Here is an 18,546-nt window from a genome sequence, read left to right as displayed (position 1 = left end):
CAGTATTTATGGTAAAGATTAAACCGTTCCAAGCCGTTCGTCCCAATAATTATGATGTCGATAAAATCGCTAGTCTCCCATATGATGTGGTAAATGTTGCAGAAGCAAAAGAACTAGTTAGCAATAATCCCAAGTCATTTTTAAGAGTTGACCGTGCAGAAGTAGACTTATCAGATGATGTTGCTGTTGATGATGACCGTGTTTATGAGATGGCAAAAACAAATTATCAAGACTTCTTATCAAAAGGATGGCTAGTAAAAGAAGAAAAACCAAGCTACTACCTTTATCGCTTGACACGTAATGGTAAATCGCAATACGGTATTGTAATGGCAATTTCAGTGGATGATTATATCAATAAAACGATTAAAGTACATGAAAAAACACGTCCAGATAAAGAAATAGACCGTATTCGCCATAATGATGCACTTGATGCCAATACAAGTCCTATTTTCTTAACTTACAAAGACCACAGCGAACTTAATGACCTATTATTGGACTTTAAAAACCGCAATATGGGGATTTATTGCTTTGAAAGCTTCTATAACGTGGAGCATTACGTCTGGAAAATTGACGAAGATGACTTAGTTGAAAAAATTACCAACTACTTTAGAGATGATATTGAGGCATTGTATATTGCTGACGGTCATCACCGTATGGCTGCAGCAGCTAAAATTACAAAACAAAGACGTGAAGAATTCCCTGATGCAGCAGATGACGCAGAGCTTAATTATTTCTTAGGAATTGCTTTCCCAACATCTCAATTGGAGATCTTGCCATATAATCGTCTTGTTCATTTACCATTGAAGGATGGCGATTGGGCAAAAATCGAGACTTATTTTACGGTTGAAGCCTTAGATGATGCGCAATACCAACCACAAGAAAAAGGTAGCTTCGGTATGTATATCGATAAGAAATGGTACAAGCTAACGATTAAAGATGACAAGAGACCTGAAAACTATGTAGATGGTTTGGATGCTTCTTTATTACAGAATTTCTTATTTGAACCAATCTTTGATATTACTGATCCCAAAACAGACCAACGTCTCGATTTTATTGGTGGTATTCACGATACAGCAACCTTAATGAAATTAGCGGATAAAGACGCTAGCATTGCCTTTTCGCTTTATCCAACATCAATGGACGAATTATTGACGGTATCTGATCTAGGTGAGCAGATGCCACCGAAATCAACTTGGTTTGAGCCAAAGTTATTGAGTGGATTATTCTTGCATGAGTTGGAAACAGAAAAGGGTAAAAAATAGATTAACTACTAGAATCACGTGCTCAATTATGATATACTAAGCGGTAGTATTTAAAGGAGGTCCACCATTGTACGACGTCTTATTAATCGCTTTAATCATTGTATCAATTTTACTCATTATCTCTGTCTTGTTACAACCGTCTAAAACTAATGCAGCAAGTGCATTAAGCGGTGGAGCAGAGCAGTTATTTGGAAAACAAAAAGCAAGAGGCTTTGAAGCTGGTCTGAGAAGAGTAACAGCTGTATTAGGTTTTCTATTTATTGGTTTAGCTATTGCACTAGCTTATTTGTCTTCAAATTAAAGATAATACGATGAATTTAAGAGAAAAGGACTGGGACTTTTGTTCGAGTCCTTTTTCTATTTAGTATGATTTTTTTGAAATCTAACGTACAATAAACGTAGAATATGAGCAGAGGAGTTATCACATGAAAGAAATAAAATTACCACAACCATTTTTCTTTGAAAAAGGGAAACGAGCAGTTTTGTTACTACATGCTTACACAGGCAGCTCGAATGACGTTCGGATGCTTGGCAGAACGTTAGAGAGAAAAGGCTATACCGTATACTCTCCTCAATTCACTGGACACGCGACAGAGCGGTTTGAAGATATTCTAGATGAAGGCAGTCCCCAACAGTGGCTGGCAGATGGTGAAGCAGCAACAGCCTTTCTACGCTCAAAGGGCTACGAAGATATTGCCGTTATGGGACTTTCCATGGGTGGTATTATTGCAACACGTTTGCTTGAAACTGGCAATTATATCGGAGGCGGATCGTTTAACTCACCTGTTTTAAATATTGGTGATAGCAAAGTACCTGCTGCATTCGTTAATTACTATCGTACATTTAATAAACACATTGGCAAAACCTCAGAAGAAATTGAGGGGAATATTGACAGAATTAAAGAAAAGCTTGGTCAACAAATGGCTGATATACGTGAGTTTACCGATATCGTTCAGGCAGACTTAGATAAGATTACCGGTAGTTACTATATTGCTTCTTCAGGTAAGGATGAATTGATTGATTATATGAATGGCCGTGTCTTGCGAGACGCCATTAACCATGCAACAGTTGACTTCCAATTTTTCCCAGAAGCAACCCACGTGATTACTGTAGGATCAAAGCGCCACGATTTTGAAACATCCGTCATCAACTACCTTGACAAGCTAAATTGGAAAGAGGAAAACGTATGACACAAACAGAACATGTTCTTAATCAAGTCATTGATTACTTACAAGAACATCAATACGACAGTTATTCAGTGAAGCAATTAAGCGTAGCACTAGGCTATGATGATTCGAAAAGCTTTAATAACTTAGTAAAAGCAATTGCTAAAGCTGAACAAGCGGGGCAAATTGTTTTAAACCGAGAAGGGAAATTTAGAATTAAACGAGATGATGCGACATTAGTCGGAACATTCCGCGCCAATGATCGCGGCTTTGGCTTCGTTGATTATGATCCAGCTGAAGATGATATTTACATCTCAAAAGAGCAGACGGCTAGTGCCATGGAAGGCGATCAAGTCGAAGTTGTGATTACCCATAAGCCTGAGCCTTGGAATAGTAAAGGTCCAGAAGGTAAAATCACTAAAATCATTGCACGGAAAACCAACCGCATAGTCGGAGAGTTTTTCCCTTACGATGCACCAAGAAGAGAGGAAACAGGCTATTTAGGTTATGTTGTCCCTCAAGATAATAAAATTAAACAGATGCTCTTGTATGTTCAGCCAACAGGTCTTCATCCCGTTGAAGGGAGCATCGTTGTCAGCGAAGTTGTAGAGTATCCAAATAGTGATAATCCTGTTGCGATGACAGGTATCGTGACTCAAGAGATTGGACATAAAAATGCACCTGGTGTCGATATTTTGTCCATCCTTTATAAACTAGGGATTCCGACAGAGTTCCCAGAGGATGCTATTCAACAAGCAGAAGCCATTCCGTTTGAGATACCAGAGGACGAATATACGAATCGCCGCGACTTAAGAGACCAAGTGACCATTACGATTGATGGGGCAGATGCTAAGGATTTGGATGATGCCATTTCAATGTCTATTTTAGCCAATGGCAACTATCAACTAAGTGTCCATATTGCGGATGTTTCTTACTTTGTAACTGAACATTCAGCGATTGACCGCGAGGCTTTTGAGCGCGGAACGAGTGTCTATTTAACAGACCGTGTGGTACCAATGTTACCGCAGAAACTATCAAATGGTGTCTGCTCGCTCTTACCGCATGAAGACCGCTTGGCTATGTCGTGTGTGATGGAGATTGATTATAAAGGCGATGTCGTAAAATACGATATTTTCCCGTCAATCATTAACTCAAACCAACGCTTTACCTATACAGCAGTAAACGCCATTTTAGAAGACCGTGACCGAGAAACACGCGATGTCTTTATCGAGTATGTTAATTTACTTGAAGATATGGGCGGCCTTCATAAGATTTTAGAGAAAAAACGGAAAGTGCGCGGCTCGATTGATTTCGATACGACCGAATCAAAAATAATCGTTGATGAAGCAGGCCATCCTCTTGATATTAAAGTTGTGGAACGTGGTGTTGGCGAACGTCTAATTGAATCATTTATGTTAGCAGCCAATGAAACAGTAGCAGCACACTTTACGCGTCGTAAACTACCGGCTATTTACCGGATTCATGAGCAACCGGATCCTGTTAAAATGCTTCGATTTATGGAATTCGTGACGACATTTGGAATGGTGGTTACGGGATCGAACGAAAGTATTAAACCAAAGCAACTGCAAAACATTTTACAAAAAACGGCAGATGAACCATACCATGCCGTTGTTGCCAGCGTCTTATTACGGAGTATGAAACAAGCAAAATATGATACTAATCCAATTGGTCACTACGGTTTGGCGACTAAAGACTATACGCACTTCACATCACCAATCAGACGTTATCCCGACTTGATTGTTCACAGATTGTTGCGCATGTATCTGACTGACAAGCAAACCGCTGAACAACGTGATAAGTGGGAACAAAAACTGTCTGACATTTCTGTTCAAAGTTCAGTAACAGAACGCCGCTCAGTGGATGCAGAACGTGAGACTGACTCTCTGAAGAAAACAGAATTTATGGTTGATAAAGTTGGCCAACAATTCGAAGGTGTCATTAGTTCAGTGACTAAATTTGGTATCTTCGTTGAGTTACCAAATACCATTGAAGGTTTGGTTCATATTTCGAATATGAAGCAAGATTATTTTAACTACCTAGAGAGCCATATGGTGCTACTGGGTGAACGAACAGGTATGATTTTCAGAATTGGTCAAAAAGTTCGCATTGAAGTAACTAAAGCAGATGTTGATTCACGTGAGATTGACTTCGCCTTAGTTGAAGATGATGAATTGACAGTGTATAATCAAGAGATACAAACACCTAGCCGTAAGAAGAATGGGAAGAGTAAACCGAGATCCAACCAAGACCGAGGTATGAAAGGTCACCGTAAAAAACGGAAAGATAACGGTGGATCACGAGAAAAGACTTCCAATAAACAAGGCGGGGAAAAGAAAAAACGTTCTAAAAAGAAACGTTAAAAAATTTTGAAGCAGAAATTGAGGTAGAAGTGATGCCAAAGGGAGACGGAAAAGTTCTTGCCCAAAACAGACAGGCCAGTTACGAATATAGTATTCTGGAAACATTTGAAGCAGGGATGGTTTTAAAAGGCACTGAAATTAAATCCATTCGTAATGCTCGTATTAACATTCGAGATGGCTATGTGTCCATCCGTAATGGAGAAGCGACTTTGCAAAATGTACATATCAGTCCGTTTGAACAAGGAAACATTTTTAACCATGATCCACTTCGTTCACGCAAACTCTTACTGCATAAAAAGCAAATCAATTACTTAGCTAATCAAACAAAAACACAAGGGGTTACCGTAATTCCATTGAAAGTTTATATTAAAGATGGTTATGCAAAAGTGTTAATTGGTGTCGCTCAAGGTAAGAAAAAATACGATAAACGTGAGTCGCTAAAACAAAAAGATATGAAACGCGAAGTCGATCGTGCATTAAAGAATCGTTATTAGAATAAGGAAAGGGAGCAGTTTTTATGAAAACTACTCTCTTTTTTTTGTGACAAAAATGCGTATTTATTAAAATACTTTCATCAAATGTCTAATTTAGACTGTTCATTTGACGGTTTAAAAGATATGATAAATATAACGATGATTGTATGGAGGTTAGACCATGATTGTTCAAACAGATAAATACCTGCGATTACTTTCGAAAGAATATCCAACGATTGCCGATACGGTTACCGAGATAATCAACTTAGAAGCGATCATGAACTTACCCAAAGCGACCGAGCATTTCATTAGTGATTTGCACGGGGAATATTATGCTGTTCAACATGTTCTTAGAAATGGATCAGGTAACGTTAAAGAAAAAATTAAAGAGGTTTTCCAAGGCCGTTTAAGCACCAAGGAAATGAATCAGCTCGCTACCATTGTCTATTACCCCGATAAGAAAATAGATTTAATTGTAGCTTCACTTGAGAGTCAGGAAGAAATTGAAGAATTCTTTATTTTGACAACGACACGCATTACAGAACTCTGTGCCTTTGTTGTGTCTAAATATACCCGTTCTAAAGTTAGAAAAGCCTTGCCAAGTGATTATGCCTATATTATTGAGGAGCTCTTGTTCAAGGATACGATAATGTCGAATAAAGAAGACTACTATGATAAGATTATTAAGACGGTTATTTCTTTAAAACGAGGAAAAGAATTAATTTCTGCATTTGCCCATGTTATCCAACGACTAGTGGTTGACCATATACATGTAGTTGGTGATATTTATGATCGTGGCCCATACCCAGACCGTATTATTGATACGTTAATGGATGGTCATGAATTAGATATTCAATGGGGAAATCATGACGTGTTATGGATGGGTGCAGCGAGTGGTTCAGCAGCTTGTATAGCGAATGTAATTCGGATTTGTGCGCGCTACGATAATCTTGAAATTATCGAAGATGCTTACGGAATCTCATTGCGGTCGTTGATGCTATTTTCAGAAATGAATTATACAGAAGATCGTTACGAACCATTTATGCCAAAAATCAATCCAGACTCGGAAGAAAAAATTTATCCAGAAGAAATTCGTCAAATTGCGAAGATGAATCAAGCGATTTCGATTATCCAATTTAAGTTGGAAGGCGAGATCATTAAGCGTCATCCTGAATTTGAAATGAATGATCGCTTGTTACTGTCTGATATTGATTACGAAAAAGGAACCATTCGTCTAGATGGTAAGGAATACCCATTAACGTGTGATTACTTTCCAACGATTGATCCAAACGATCCCTACAAACTCACTGCTGAAGAAGAAGTGGTGATTCAACGGTTGACAGACGGCTTTATGAACTCAGAACGCCTTCACAAGCATACCCAATTTCTATACAGCAAGGGAAGCCTCTATCTTAAATATAATGATAACCTGCTGTTCCATGGCTGTGTACCACTTAATAAAGATGGCAGCTTTATGGAGATGACGATTAATAATAAGTCATATAGCGGAAAAAACTTGCTAGATAAATACGAAGATATTTTGAGAAAAGGCTACTTAAACCGTAAAAAAGGCCTAAGCAACCAAAAAAATCTTGATTATATCTGGTATCAATGGGAAGGAAAGGCCTCGTCACTTTTCGGAAAAGATAAGATGACGACCTTTGAACGCTTGTATATCAAAGATAAAGCAACCCATCTTGAAGAGAAAAATATCTACTACAAAGAGCGGGACAATGTTGCAACTTGCGAAATGATTTTAAGAGAATTTGATTTGGATCCGTCAAAAGGTCATATTATTAATGGCCACACGCCAGTTAAAGAAAAGCGTGGGGAAAATCCTCTGAAGGCTGATGGTAAGCTTATCGTTATCGATGGTGGCTTTTCAAAAGCTTACCAAGATACAACCGGTTTAGCGGGCTATACCTTATTATATAATTCATTTGGTATGCAACTCGTTTCTCATCAACCCTTTACTTCGGTAACGGACGCATTGCTTAATGAAATTGATATTGTGTCTACACGTCGAGTAGTGGACAAAGAACTAGAACGAAAAACAGTACGTGAAACAGATGTCGGCGTGCGTTTAACCCAACAAGTCAAAGATTTACAAAAATTATTGTTGGCCTATCAAGAAGGACGTATTGTCGAAACTGTCAAAACGAAATAGATTTTTAAAGAGGTGTAAGATGACTAAGGGAGTCACATTTTATTTTATGAGACATGGCGAGACCTACTTAAATCAGTACAATCGCATGCAAGGTTGGTCAGACGCTCCTTTGACTAATAGAGGGAAACGCGATGTATCACGCAGTGGAGCAGGACTAGCAAACATCAAGTTTGATGCTGTTTACTGCAGTGACTTAAGACGAACATTTGAAACAGCACAAATCATTTTAAATGAAAATGAACACAAAGACACACCGAGTGTGAAAGCAATGCCTGAATTTAGAGAAATTTTCTTTGGTTCATATGAAGGTTTGGATGCGACCGAAACATGGGCGCAGCTGCACCAGTTTTTAGGATTTGAAAATGGGATTGATTACTCAGATAACACATCTGTTATTAAAGAATTAAACGGAATGCGCAAAATGGATCCGTACCACGAAGCAGAAGACTACTTAACATTCTGGTTGCGTGTCGAACGTGGCTTAATCAAGTTAATTGATAAGCATCGCGATTCTGGGCAAAACATTTTGATTGTTTCTCATGGGATGACCATTCGAAACATAATCCATGCTCTTATTCCAGATTTCGAAATCGATCGTCATTTAGATAATGCCAGTATTTCAGTTGTCAGTTACTATGATGGCTTCTATCATTTAGAAAAATTCAATAGTACTGAACATTTCGCACCAGACAATACACCGGGTGGCAATGATGAGCCTACGAGCCATAAAATCTTGCCATCTGATAAAGAAACAGACGAATAAAAACGAAACCGGTCTTTGAAAGTGATCATTTACTTTCAAAGACCGGTTTTTTGGCTATTTCGGTTTTTGCAAACGAAAATTGGTTTTCAACTACCGTTTTTCAGCTTATTTCGGTTTTTGCAAATGAATAATCGTTTGCAAAGACCGCTTTTCCTATAAAAGAGGGCAAACAAAAAAGCCCTTGATAAAAATCAAGGACTTTCGCATTCCAGACGGCTCTGGAATAGTATGGAGATGGCGGGAGTCGAACCCGCGTCCAAATATATCGGCACTTCCAAGTCTACGCTCATAGTTAAACAATTTGGAGTTCGCCTCGTGTTAGCCGTTTAACAGGCGTTACACAACGCTAACCTGATTAGTCTCTTCCGATTCCTCCAGGTGGAAAGTCACGGTGTAGTCCACTAAGTTTGAGACCCTTACTTGAGTACATGGACGATACCAAGAGGATCTTAGCTAGCTGGTTTTACGCAGCGAAAGCTAAAGTGTTATTGTTTGTTTTTGCAGTTATATTTAACTGGAACGTTTTTGCGTAGCCGTAACCTACGAAGCGCGTCAAAAGCTCGACCTATACCTGTCGAATCCGTAACATCCCCTTAATCAGATTAAGGGCTACTCATATTGAGTACAATTAATTATACCGTAAAGCATTAATTTGTCAAATAAGTCACTTTTTCCAGCATAATGGCGTATAATTACCATTAAACGATATATGGGGGGATATGATGGTCTTATTAAAACAACTGGCTTACGGAAGTCCCGACTACCAAGAAACGATAGCACTCAGAAATACAATAATGAGAGAACCGCTAGGCCTATCCATTTACGACGAAGATTTAACGAATGAAGAAGAAGCCGTTATTATTGGTGCATTTAGCGACACCACTTTATTAGGCGTAGGAATTGCGATACTACAAAATAAAGACTATCACATTGACTACATTTGCGTGGATACACGACAACAACAAGGCGGGATTGGTCGATTAGTACTCAACGAATTAGAAAAAATAGGCCACAGCCAAGGGGCTAAATCGGTTAATCTAGCAGCACGACTATCAGCGCAAGGCTTTTATGAAAAGCAGGGCTACCATACCGTTGGAGAACCTTATATTATGCTATCTGCGCCAGTAGGACATATTCGAATGGAAAAATCTCTCGTGTAGCAGGTTAAGCTTTTCTCAAGTTTTTGCGACATATTTTTATTTTAATCATTCTTCACGTATAATTAAACTAAGAGCTTTATTGTTACTCGCAAGAAAAGAGTAGATGAGGAGTGAAAGCTATGTTTACCAAACAACGCTTAACAGCTGCCTATGAAGGTGCAAGGGTGGAAGTCTTTGATGAGACGACTAAATATGTATTCATCAGTGATCAACACCGAGGCGATGGCAGTTTATCAGACGAATTCACTCGCAACCGCAATATTTTTCAGTACGCCATTGATTACTATTACAAAAATGGGTACACCTATGTCGAAGCTGGTGATGGGGATGAACTGTGGGAATATCAAGATGTCAAACACATCAAAAACGCCCATCCAGAAGTCTTTTCAACGATTAAGAAATTCTACGATGATGATCGTTTTATTATGATGTATGGCAATCACAATATCTATATGAAGCATCAGCACTATGTCGAAAAGCATTACTACCGCAACTACGATGAGTATTCGGAGACTTTTTTTGATTTTCTAAAAGACCTGAAGCCGATTGAAGCCCTTGTTTTAAAACACAAGAAGACAGGGCAAGAAATTTTTACTGTTCACGGTCATCAAGGGGATGCCCCCAACGATCAATTTTGGATGTTAACCATGCTGTCGTTGAAATATTTTTGGCGCTTTCTACATGCCTTTGGGATTCGAAATCCAGTGAGTCCCGTTAAAAATATTCATCGCCGCCACAAAATAGAAAAAAATTATTCCAAGTGGATTGCGGAAAACAAGATGATGCTCATTTGTGGGCATACTCATCGCTTTAAATTTCCAAAGACAGCTACATTGCCTTACTTTAACATTGGGTGTTGTGTTTATCCGACGATTATTACGGCCTTGGAATTAAATGGCGAGATTATTCAGCTCGTCAGATGGAAAATAAAGGCTAATGAAGATGGTCTATTAAATGTGGTTCGCGAAGTGATGCGAGGACCGGCCCACGTATCTGAATTTGATATGAAACACCCCGACTATCAAGGTATTCTTTCGCTCGAAAGTGATACAGCTAAACGATAATAAGAAAAAGAAAGCAGGGATTGAATGATTAATATTAAAAAATATTCACTATTATTAGGTGCGACTTTATTATTAGCAGCCTGTACCGATACAACTGATCCAAATGTGGGTTCAGCAGAAAGTAGCTCAGAAGCGGTAGTTGAATCGGTTGAAGAATCAACGAACGGTGCAGTTGAAAGTGAATCAGTTGCTGAATCAACTGACGAATCAACTGACACGGAATTAAACCATGACGAAGCAGCAAAAATTGAAGCAGCAAAAACAGCGATTTCAGATTTAACTGGTTTAGAAGAAGGTGATGACTTCCTTTACCTGATTGATGGTGTAGAAGGAGAAATCGTGACTATTAATATTCGTGAAAATGGTGACGCAGCGGCTAGCTCAAGAGGATTTTTCCGATACGATAATGAAACAGGAAATGTACAGGAATTGGATATTATTACCAATGAGTATGTCGATTACCCTGCTAATTAATAAAATTAGAGAATAATTAGAAATACCATTGACTTATTCTCATTAGAAATATAGAATAGCTACATAATCAATAGTCAAATGACGAGAGGAGGAACTAAGATGCAAAATAGTATAATGGCAATGACTAGAAAAAACATGTTTAAAAACAGCATCTTAGTACTCCAAGCTGTCATTTTTGTGAATATTGAGCCTTAGGATTCTATTTTGTGATAAACAAAAATAAGAGTCCTCTTCTTGTTGAGTAAGGGCTCGTTGTGAAAGGTGGGCCCGCTCTTAGCAGCAGTCCATCTTTTCTTTTTAGCAAAAATATCAGTGTTAAACTGGAGGAATAACTATGACAGCAGAAAATCTTAAAACCGTAGATTTAGATTGGGAAAACTTAGGCTTTTCTTATATGAAGACAGACTATCGCTATATCTCTTATTGGAAAGACGGTCAGTGGGATGATGGCCAATTAGTAACAGATAATACCATTACCATTAGTGAGGGCTCTACTGCCCTCCATTACGGTCAATCTTGTTTTGAAGGCTTAAAAGCTTACCGAACAAAAGAGGGCGATATCCAACTTTTCAGACCAGATGAAAATGCCAAACGCATGATTAAAAGTTGTGAACGTTTGATGATGCCAACGGTGCCGGTCGATAAATTCGTGGATGCCGTGAAACAAGTGGTTCGCGCTAACGAAGCTTGGGTGCCACCCTATGAATCAGGTAGTACCTTGTATATTAGACCATATTTGATTGGCGTGGGCGATAATATCGGTGTAAAACCTGCACCAGAATATATTTTCTCTGTTTTTGTAATGCCGGTTGGTCCTTATTTCAAAGGTGGTTTAGCACCAACCAACTTTATTGTGTCTGACTACGACCGTGCTGCTCCTCATGGTACAGGTGCAGCTAAGGTAGGTGGCAACTATGCCGCAAGTTTACTGCCAGGTCAACTTGCTCATGACCGTGAATTTAGTGATTGTATTTATTTAGATCCAGCTACGCATACAAAAATTGAAGAAGTTGGTTCAGCTAACTTCTTTGCGATTACTCATGATGATGTTTTTGTAACACCGCAATCGCCGTCGATCTTACCAAGTATTACCAAATACTCACTTCTACATATTGCTGAACATTTATTAGGCATGAAGGTAGAAGAGCGTGATGTTTATGTCGACCGTTTGGATGAATTTAAAGAAGCGGGAGCCTGCGGAACAGCTGCTGTTATTTCTCCGATTGGTGGCATTCAAAATCATGATGAGTTCCATGTCTTCTATTCGGAAACGGAAGTTGGACCGATTACACAGAAGTTGTATGAGCTACTAACAGCTATTCAATTTGGTGATATTGAAGGACCAGAAGGCTGGATTTACGACGTATTTGAATAAAAATAAAACGGCTGATTCCAAGTGAATCGGCCGTTTCATTTTACCTCAGCCACAGCCTTTGGTAAGATAAAGCTAACAAAACAAAAGGTTGTGAGAGACATGGCTGCTTTATCAAAGGAAAATCAAAAACTTGATTTTGGGAAAATACTTGGCATCGCCATGACCCAATTCAAGCGTGCCGAAATGGGAAGACAGGCCGCAGAATTAGCTTACTATATTCTTTTGGCACTCTTTCCCATTTTACTTGCATTAGGGAATATCATTCCGCTATTGCCGATACCAACCGAACAAGTCCTCGAATATGTAGAAATGGGTGTGCCGGCTGAAGTGGGGTCTGTTTTACTACCTATATTAGAAGGCTATCTCAGTGGTGGGAGTAGCGGTGTCGTTTCAATCGGGGTGGTCGTATCGATTTGGCCGGCATCCAAAGCCTTTACCGTTTTCCAACGCGTTCTCAACCAAGTGTATAATGCTAAAGAACGTAAGAATTTTATTGTGACCCGAATCTTCTCCTTTCTGATTACAGTCTCGTTTGTTTTCTTAATTGGAGCGGTCTCCTTTATCTTTGTTTTCGGTAGAGAAATTTTAAACTTAGTCCAAAATCTATTACCAGTCGACCTCGTCGGCATCATCACCACCTTTGAATATTTCCGCTGGCTTGTTGCATTAGTCGTCTTAGTGGTGATTATGTCCTTTATTTACTTTATTGTGCCAAATGTTAGGTGGTCCTTTAAATTTGCGATTCCCGGTGCCGTTTTAGCAACGATAGGCTTCCTTGGTGTTTCCCAACTATTTACCTTATACATCCGATTTGCGGGAGGTCAAGCGATTGGGAACGGTGCGATAGGTGTCTTTATTGTTTTGATGATTTGGCTCTACTTAATCAGTAGCGTATTTATTGTTGGCGGCATTTTGAACGTTATTATTTATGACTATACCCATGAAAATAAAATTATCCTCGATGAAGGTGAAACCTATTTATCAGTTGTCTATTCTGATAAAGCGCAGGACTATCTCGCAACGAAACAAATTTTAAGAAAAAGATTAACCAAAGAAAGTTTAAAAGTGAAGACGAAAGACTTGCCCGGACAAGAAGATTATTCTGACTGGCAACGTTAAGAAAAAGGTAAGAGTCCTTTAAAGATTCTTACCTTTATTTTATTGGTTTTTATCTATATAATAACTTAATGACGTTGTATTTAGAAAGAAAGGAATCACTCATGAGAAATCAACAAAAAAATTCAAAACAAGATGTGTCCAAAATTGATTATGGCATCATCTTAGCGGTCATGTTGCTAGCTATTATTAGTATCGTGACACTCTATTCAACCATGTACCTAATGAGTAGTAGTCCAGCTATCCGTCCGGTTATTATGCAAGTTGCCTGGTATGCGGTTGGAACAATTGTTGCCATCATCATGATGAATTTTGACTCGGAGCAACTGTGGAAATTGGCTCCTGTTGCGTACTTTGCTGGGGTGGCCTTATTGATATTAGTCCTCATTTTCTATGATAGAGAGATGGCCGCTAGTCAAGGGGCTAAGAGCTGGTTCTCCTTTGGACCTGTTACCTTTCAGCCTTCAGAAGTCGTTAAAATTTCACTCATTATGATGTTAGGACGAGTGATTACCAAGCATAATATGGAAACAGAAGAGCGAACAGTTAAAACTGACTGTTTCTTGTTAGCTAAAATTGCCGCATGGTCGCTGCCACTGATTGTCCTCGTTATGGTCCAAAATGACTTAGGAACCGTATTGGTTTATATGGCCATTATTATCGGAATGACCTTAATGTCTGGTGTATCGTGGAAAATTTTACTGCCAGTCTTCTTAATTATCGGTGGTTTAGGTGCGCTACTGATTTTCTTAGTTGTCTACGACCGACAACTCCTTATCAAACTAGGCTTTATGGATTACCAATTTGCCCGAATCGATTCGTGGCTCGATCCATTTGCGGATAGTAGAGGAGACGCCTTCCAATTGGCTCAAAGTATGAAGGCCATTGGATCAGGTAAGCTGTTTGGTAAGGGAATTGGTGTATCAGAAGTTTATGTGCCCGTTCGCGAATCGGATATGATTTTCGCTACTATTGGTGAGAACTTTGGCTTTATCGGCGGCTGTTTCGTCGTCTTAGTTTACTTTTTACTCATTTACCAAATGGTTCGCATTTGTTTTGACACGCAAAACGAGTTCTATGCCTACATGACAACAGGCGTGATTATGATGATTTTGTTCCACGTTTTAGAAAACATTGGGATGACAATCGGACTCTTACCGCTAACAGGGATTCCACTGCCGTTTATTTCGCAAGGGGGATCATCCTTATTAGGAAACATGATGGGAATTGGTTTGGTCATGTCAATGCGGTACCACTATAAATCTTATATGTTCTCAGATGAAGCAGAACACTACGGTATGTAGAAAAGGGAGGAATGTGTGTGTTAGTCTATTACGGACACCCAACATGTACGACGTGTAAACGAGCAGAGAAATGGTTGGATGTAAACAACATTGCTTATGACTGGAAAAATATTAAAGAAGAAACACCGAGTAAAGAACTATTAACGCAATTATTGGAAAACGAAACAATCACGAGACGTCGTTTGTTCAATACGAGCGGTAACTTATATAAAGAGCTTGGCTTAAAGGATAAGCTGGACGACTTGACAACCGAAGAGGCTGTCGCTTATCTTGTTAATGATGGCATGCTAATCCGCCGGCCGTTTGTTACAAATGGCAAAGAGGTCACAGTTGGTTTCAAAGAAGACCAATACAGTGAAATTTGGGTCTAGGAGGAACAGAAATGGCAGAATTAAAATATAGTTTAGACGGTTTTTGGTTTGAAAAGGTAGACGGACAGGTTGTTGTCGGTTTATCTGATAAAGGTCAAGATGATCTAGGTGAAGTCAGCTTTATCGACTTACCATCAACAGGTGAGATTAAAAAAGATGATACCTTAATTGGTGTTGAAGCAGCAAAAGCTGTTACCGAATTAACCTTGCCACTAGATGCAACGATCGTGGAAGTGAATGAAGACTTATCTGATCATCCTTCACAATTAAACAGCCAAGATCGCAACGATACATGGATTGTTAAGTTAACAGATGTTGATGAAACAGCATTTTCACAGTTAAATAACGAATCAGGCTTATCATAAGCCAAAAGAGAGTCATCAGGATGAGTTAAAATCCTGATGACTCTCTTTTTAGTTATCCTTCAGCTCTTGCGACTAAATCATTGAAGAAAGCTTGGCTGACAGCATCATGAGGGATCATGGTTTCTGGATGCCACTGAATGGCAACCACATTTGAACCCATATCCTCAACCGCTTCGATAATACCATCTGGGCTATTGGCAACAACCCTTAATCCTTTTCCAACTTCCTTAAGGGCTTGGTGGTGGAAGGAATTAACCATCAATGATTCACCCGTTATCTCAGCGATATAGCTATCCTTTTCAACACTGACCATATGAATCGGAATATGAAAGGAAGAGCGTTGAACGTGCTGAATGAGCGTTTGCTCGTATTGACTGTCTAGGTCTTGGTATAAACTGCCACCGTAATAAACATTGACGATTTGCATACCGCGACAAATTCCTAAAACAGGGATGCCTTTTTTGATAGCTGCTTTTAATAAAGCGAGATCAAATAAATCACGCTGAGGGAAAATAGCCTGTAATTTTGAGTGAGGTGCTTCACCGTAATGCATAGGATTGACATCATGACCACCCGTTAAAATTAAGCCATCAATCAAACTTACATAACGCTCAGCATCTTCTTCACTTCCAACTGGTAGGATCAGCGGACTAGCTCCAGCAGCTTGAACGCCGCTAACGAAATTATGAGGTGTATAGGAAACGGAATTTCCTTCAAAGGCAGTTGTGACCTGTAAGAGTTGATTGCCAGAAATTCCAATAATTTTTTTCATGTTAAACATGCAGCTCCTTTAAATAATAGTCTTTTTTATTATGCCACAAATCAACAGTTTTAAAAAGACTGTTGTCTGATGTAAATAAGAATGATTATAAATAACCAAAAATAGCCTATTATACAAGACTTCTGCGAGAAGTTATTGCGAATCATTCTCAGTTAGTTTAGAATGATTATAATGCAATGATAAAGAAATGAGAATTGCTGTAAAGATAAGAAGGAGAGGAAAGCGTTCATGTCTACTTTAGAAATTAAAAACTTACATGTTTCAATTGAAGATAAAGAAATCTTAAAAGGTGTTAACCTTGTTATGAATACAGGAGAAATCCATGCTATCATGGGGCCTAACGGTACAGGGAAATCTACCCTAGCTCAATCAATTATGGGACACCCAAGCTATACTATCACAGAAGGGGAAGTATTGTTAGATGGTGAGAACGTATTAGAGATGGAAGTGGACGAACGCGCACGTGCCGGTCTTTTCCTTGCGATGCAATACCCAAGCGAAATTACAGGAATTACTAATGCTGAATTCATGCGCGCAGCGATTAATGCTCGCCGTGAAGAAGACGATAAAATGTCAGTGATGGATTTCATTAAAAAATTAGATAAACATATGGATACATTAAGCATGCCAGAAGAAATGGCAGAGCGTTACTTGAACGAAGGGTTCTCAGGTGGAGAGAAGAAACGTAATGAAATTCTTCAACTAATGATGATTGAACCTAAATTCGCGCTATTAGATGAGATTGATTCAGGTCTTGATATCGATGCCCTAAAAGTTGTATCAAAAGGGATTAATGCGATGTTATCAGATGGCAGTGACTTTGGTGTCTTAATGATCACTCACTACCAACGTCTATTAAACTATATCGAACCAACCTACGTTCACATTATGATGGATGGTCGCGTTGTAAAATCTGGTGATGCAAACTTAGCGAAACGTTTGGAAGCAGAAGGCTACCGCGGTATTCGTGACGAACTAGGACTAGATATTACAATCGAAGAAGAAGAGTAGGAGGACGAGAGAATGAAAGACGAAAAGTTGAACCATCTTCAAACCTTCTCGGCTTTCCAAGAAGAGCCTACTTGGATGAGTCAATTACGCCTAAATATGGCGGAAAAAGCTCAAAACTTGCCATTCCCAACAATTGAAAAAGTAAACTTCCATCGTTGGCCACTTATGGACGAGAAGATTGATACTGAATATGGTGAAGAATTAATTAATAGCCAGCAACACCAATATGCACAAGGTGATAACGGTAAGATTGTTCAATACGGTAAAGTAACCTTATTTGAACAACTGCCACAAGAATTAGTCGAACAAGGTGTTATTTTTACGGACATCTTTACTGCTATGAAGGAGCACCCTGAGCTAGTTGAAAAACACTTCATGACGCAAGCAGTAAAAGCAGATGAAAACAATTTGACTGCTTACCATGCAGCTTATATGAACAGTGGTGTCTTTTTATATGTACCGAAGAATGTTCATATTTCTGAACCACTTGAATCACTTTTCATTCAAAACAGCCATGTCAACGAGACATTTGCTAAGCACGTTTTAATTGTTGCTGATGTTAATAGCTCGGTTACTTATGTGGAGAAACTACAAACAGAAGGCTCAGAAGCAAACACAGCTAACGTCGTTGTTGAAGTGATTACCAAAACAGGCGCACAAGTGAAGTTCTCTGCTGTTGACCACCTAGGTGAAAAAACGTCAGCCTACATTAACCGCCGTGGCCATTTAGCGAAAGATTCTTCTATTGAATGGGCAATTGGCGTTATGAATAACGGTAACGTGATTTGTGACTTTGATTCTGACTTAATGGGAGACGGTTCACACAGCGAAATTAAAGCTGTTGCCATCTCAACTGGTCGTCAAATTCAAGGGATTGATACACGCGTAACCAACTATGGTAACCACTCAATCGGTCATATTTTACAACACGGTGTTATTTTAGACCGTTCAACCTTAACCTTTAACGGTATTGGCCATATCATCAAAGGAGCGAAAGGCGCAGATGCACAGCAAGAAAGCCGTGTGTTAATGTTGTCTGAACAAGCTCGTGGTGATGCTAACCCAATTCTATTAATTGACGAAAACGAAGTAACCGCAGGACATGCTGCCAGCGTTGGCCGTGTGGATCCAGAAGAAATGTTCTACTTATTGAGTCGTGGGATTCAAGAAGAAGAAGCAGAACGTTTGGTTATTCGTGGATTCCTCGGAACTGTTATTGCAGCTATTCCACTAAAAGAAATCCGTGATGAACTTGTTGATGTGATTGACAAAAAACTAACCGCAAGCCGATAAGCGATAAAAAAGGACTGATT

At 39.1% G+C, this 18,546-nt stretch carries 18 protein-coding genes and 1 other RNA gene; 17 read left to right on the top strand and 2 right to left on the bottom strand.

The window, feature by feature from the left end:
* The first annotated feature begins 8 nt into the window (after positions 1-8).
* The 7 genes from G7057_RS00400 (at position 9) to G7057_RS00370 (ending at position 8,212) form a co-directional block, all read left to right on the top strand.
* Complete coding sequence (locus G7057_RS00400; protein WP_166160536.1) at positions 9-1,262, top strand: DUF1015 domain-containing protein; 1,254 nt, start codon at positions 9-11, stop codon at positions 1,260-1,262.
* Positions 1,263-1,329: 67 nt separating this feature from the next.
* Complete coding sequence (secG, locus tag G7057_RS00395) at positions 1,330-1,563, top strand: preprotein translocase subunit SecG (RefSeq protein WP_076765660.1); 234 nt, start codon at positions 1,330-1,332, stop codon at positions 1,561-1,563.
* 124 nt (positions 1,564-1,687) lie between these two features.
* Complete coding sequence (locus G7057_RS00390; RefSeq protein ID WP_166160535.1) at positions 1,688-2,452, top strand: alpha/beta hydrolase; 765 nt, start codon at positions 1,688-1,690, stop codon at positions 2,450-2,452.
* Positions 2,449-4,809, top strand: coding sequence for a ribonuclease R (rnr, locus tag G7057_RS00385; protein WP_166160534.1), 2,361 nt, complete (start codon positions 2,449-2,451; stop codon positions 4,807-4,809). Before G7057_RS00390 ends, rnr begins: the two co-directional genes overlap by 4 nt.
* A 32-nt stretch (positions 4,810-4,841) precedes the next feature.
* A complete protein-coding gene (smpB, locus tag G7057_RS00380) occupies positions 4,842-5,303 on the top strand; it encodes an SsrA-binding protein SmpB (RefSeq protein ID WP_166160533.1) in 462 nt (153 codons plus the stop codon).
* A gap of 160 nt (positions 5,304-5,463) precedes the next feature.
* Positions 5,464-7,449, top strand: a complete 1,986-nt coding sequence (locus tag G7057_RS00375; RefSeq protein WP_227004608.1) for a fructose-1,6-bisphosphatase — start codon at positions 5,464-5,466, stop codon at positions 7,447-7,449.
* 19 nt (positions 7,450-7,468) lie between these two features.
* Positions 7,469-8,212: a histidine phosphatase family protein gene (locus G7057_RS00370; RefSeq protein ID WP_166160532.1), complete on the top strand. Its 744-nt coding sequence runs from the start codon at positions 7,469-7,471 to the stop codon at positions 8,210-8,212.
* Between the two features lie 226 nt (positions 8,213-8,438).
* Here the strand turns inward: G7057_RS00370 and ssrA are convergent.
* Positions 8,439-8,805: a transfer-messenger RNA gene (gene ssrA, locus G7057_RS00365) on the bottom strand.
* Between the two features lie 129 nt (positions 8,806-8,934).
* On the opposite strand from ssrA, the gene G7057_RS00360 reads away from it, so the two are divergent.
* From G7057_RS00360 to G7057_RS00325, 8 genes are all read left to right on the top strand, one after another.
* Positions 8,935-9,372 (top strand): GNAT family N-acetyltransferase, encoded by a 438-nt coding sequence (locus G7057_RS00360; RefSeq protein WP_166160531.1) that lies wholly within the window; start codon positions 8,935-8,937, stop codon positions 9,370-9,372.
* A 119-nt stretch (positions 9,373-9,491) separates the two neighbouring features.
* Positions 9,492-10,436 (top strand): metallophosphoesterase family protein, encoded by a 945-nt coding sequence (locus G7057_RS00355; protein WP_166160530.1) that lies wholly within the window; start codon positions 9,492-9,494, stop codon positions 10,434-10,436.
* Between the two features lie 24 nt (positions 10,437-10,460).
* Entirely contained in the window at positions 10,461-10,910 is a 450-nt protein-coding gene (locus G7057_RS00350; RefSeq protein WP_166160529.1) for a hypothetical protein, read from the top strand.
* 334 nt (positions 10,911-11,244) lie between these two features.
* The gene (locus G7057_RS00345) at positions 11,245-12,285 is read left to right on the top strand and encodes a branched-chain amino acid aminotransferase (protein WP_166160528.1); all 1,041 of its coding nucleotides are present in this window, start codon (positions 11,245-11,247) and stop codon (positions 12,283-12,285) included.
* A 99-nt stretch (positions 12,286-12,384) separates the two neighbouring features.
* Complete coding sequence (locus G7057_RS00340; RefSeq protein ID WP_166160527.1) at positions 12,385-13,404, top strand: YihY/virulence factor BrkB family protein; 1,020 nt, start codon at positions 12,385-12,387, stop codon at positions 13,402-13,404.
* A gap of 101 nt (positions 13,405-13,505) precedes the next feature.
* Positions 13,506-14,705: an FtsW/RodA/SpoVE family cell cycle protein gene (locus tag G7057_RS00335; protein WP_166160526.1), complete on the top strand. Its 1,200-nt coding sequence runs from the start codon at positions 13,506-13,508 to the stop codon at positions 14,703-14,705.
* Positions 14,706-14,722: 17 nt separating this feature from the next.
* Complete coding sequence (locus G7057_RS00330) at positions 14,723-15,076, top strand: arsenate reductase family protein (RefSeq protein WP_166160525.1); 354 nt, start codon at positions 14,723-14,725, stop codon at positions 15,074-15,076.
* Between the two features lie 11 nt (positions 15,077-15,087).
* Positions 15,088-15,441, top strand: coding sequence for a glycine cleavage system protein H (locus tag G7057_RS00325; RefSeq protein ID WP_166160524.1), 354 nt, complete (start codon positions 15,088-15,090; stop codon positions 15,439-15,441).
* A gap of 52 nt (positions 15,442-15,493) precedes the next feature.
* Here the strand turns inward: G7057_RS00325 and G7057_RS00320 are convergent, their stop codons facing one another.
* Positions 15,494-16,213, bottom strand: coding sequence for a gamma-glutamyl-gamma-aminobutyrate hydrolase family protein (locus tag G7057_RS00320; protein ID WP_166160523.1), 720 nt, complete (start codon positions 16,211-16,213; stop codon positions 15,494-15,496).
* Between the two features lie 237 nt (positions 16,214-16,450).
* Here G7057_RS00320 and sufC point away from each other — a divergent pair, with 237 nt between their 5' ends.
* Positions 16,451-17,233: a Fe-S cluster assembly ATPase SufC gene (gene sufC / locus G7057_RS00315; RefSeq protein ID WP_076765690.1), complete on the top strand. Its 783-nt coding sequence runs from the start codon at positions 16,451-16,453 to the stop codon at positions 17,231-17,233.
* A 12-nt stretch (positions 17,234-17,245) separates the two neighbouring features.
* A complete protein-coding gene (gene sufD / locus G7057_RS00310; protein ID WP_166160522.1) occupies positions 17,246-18,526 on the top strand; it encodes a Fe-S cluster assembly protein SufD in 1,281 nt (426 codons plus the stop codon).
* The last annotated feature ends 20 nt before the right edge of the window (positions 18,527-18,546 follow it).

The organism is Jeotgalibaca arthritidis (assembly GCF_011100465.1).
In the GTDB taxonomy this organism is placed as follows: domain Bacteria; phylum Bacillota; class Bacilli; order Lactobacillales; family Aerococcaceae; genus Jeotgalibaca; species Jeotgalibaca arthritidis.
Note: the sequence above shows the minus strand (reverse complement) of the source record. Positions and strands in the feature narration are given on the sequence as shown.

Bases quoted from the DNA above. Each gene is read 5' to 3' on its own strand.
- G7057_RS00400 (WP_166160536.1), top strand. From the start codon at position 9: ATGGTAAAGATTAAACCGTTCCAAGCCGTTCGTCCCAATAATTATGAT.
- G7057_RS00390 (WP_166160535.1), top strand. From the start codon at position 1,688: ATGAAAGAAATAAAATTACCACAACCATTTTTCTTTGAAAAAGGGAAA.
- rnr (WP_166160534.1), top strand. From the start codon at position 2,449: ATGACACAAACAGAACATGTTCTTAATCAAGTCATTGATTACTTACAA.
- smpB (WP_166160533.1), top strand. From the start codon at position 4,842: ATGCCAAAGGGAGACGGAAAAGTTCTTGCCCAAAACAGACAGGCCAGT.
- G7057_RS00375 (WP_227004608.1), top strand. From the start codon at position 5,464: ATGATTGTTCAAACAGATAAATACCTGCGATTACTTTCGAAAGAATAT.
- G7057_RS00370 (WP_166160532.1), top strand. From the start codon at position 7,469: ATGACTAAGGGAGTCACATTTTATTTTATGAGACATGGCGAGACCTAC.
- G7057_RS00360 (WP_166160531.1), top strand. From the start codon at position 8,935: ATGGTCTTATTAAAACAACTGGCTTACGGAAGTCCCGACTACCAAGAA.
- G7057_RS00355 (WP_166160530.1), top strand. From the start codon at position 9,492: ATGTTTACCAAACAACGCTTAACAGCTGCCTATGAAGGTGCAAGGGTG.
- G7057_RS00350 (WP_166160529.1), top strand. From the start codon at position 10,461: ATGATTAATATTAAAAAATATTCACTATTATTAGGTGCGACTTTATTA.
- G7057_RS00345 (WP_166160528.1), top strand. From the start codon at position 11,245: ATGACAGCAGAAAATCTTAAAACCGTAGATTTAGATTGGGAAAACTTA.
- G7057_RS00340 (WP_166160527.1), top strand. From the start codon at position 12,385: ATGGCTGCTTTATCAAAGGAAAATCAAAAACTTGATTTTGGGAAAATA.
- G7057_RS00335 (WP_166160526.1), top strand. From the start codon at position 13,506: ATGAGAAATCAACAAAAAAATTCAAAACAAGATGTGTCCAAAATTGAT.
- G7057_RS00325 (WP_166160524.1), top strand. From the start codon at position 15,088: ATGGCAGAATTAAAATATAGTTTAGACGGTTTTTGGTTTGAAAAGGTA.
- G7057_RS00320 (WP_166160523.1), bottom strand. From the start codon at position 16,213: ATGAAAAAAATTATTGGAATTTCTGGCAATCAACTCTTACAGGTCACA.
- sufC (WP_076765690.1), top strand. From the start codon at position 16,451: ATGTCTACTTTAGAAATTAAAAACTTACATGTTTCAATTGAAGATAAA.
- sufD (WP_166160522.1), top strand. From the start codon at position 17,246: ATGAAAGACGAAAAGTTGAACCATCTTCAAACCTTCTCGGCTTTCCAA.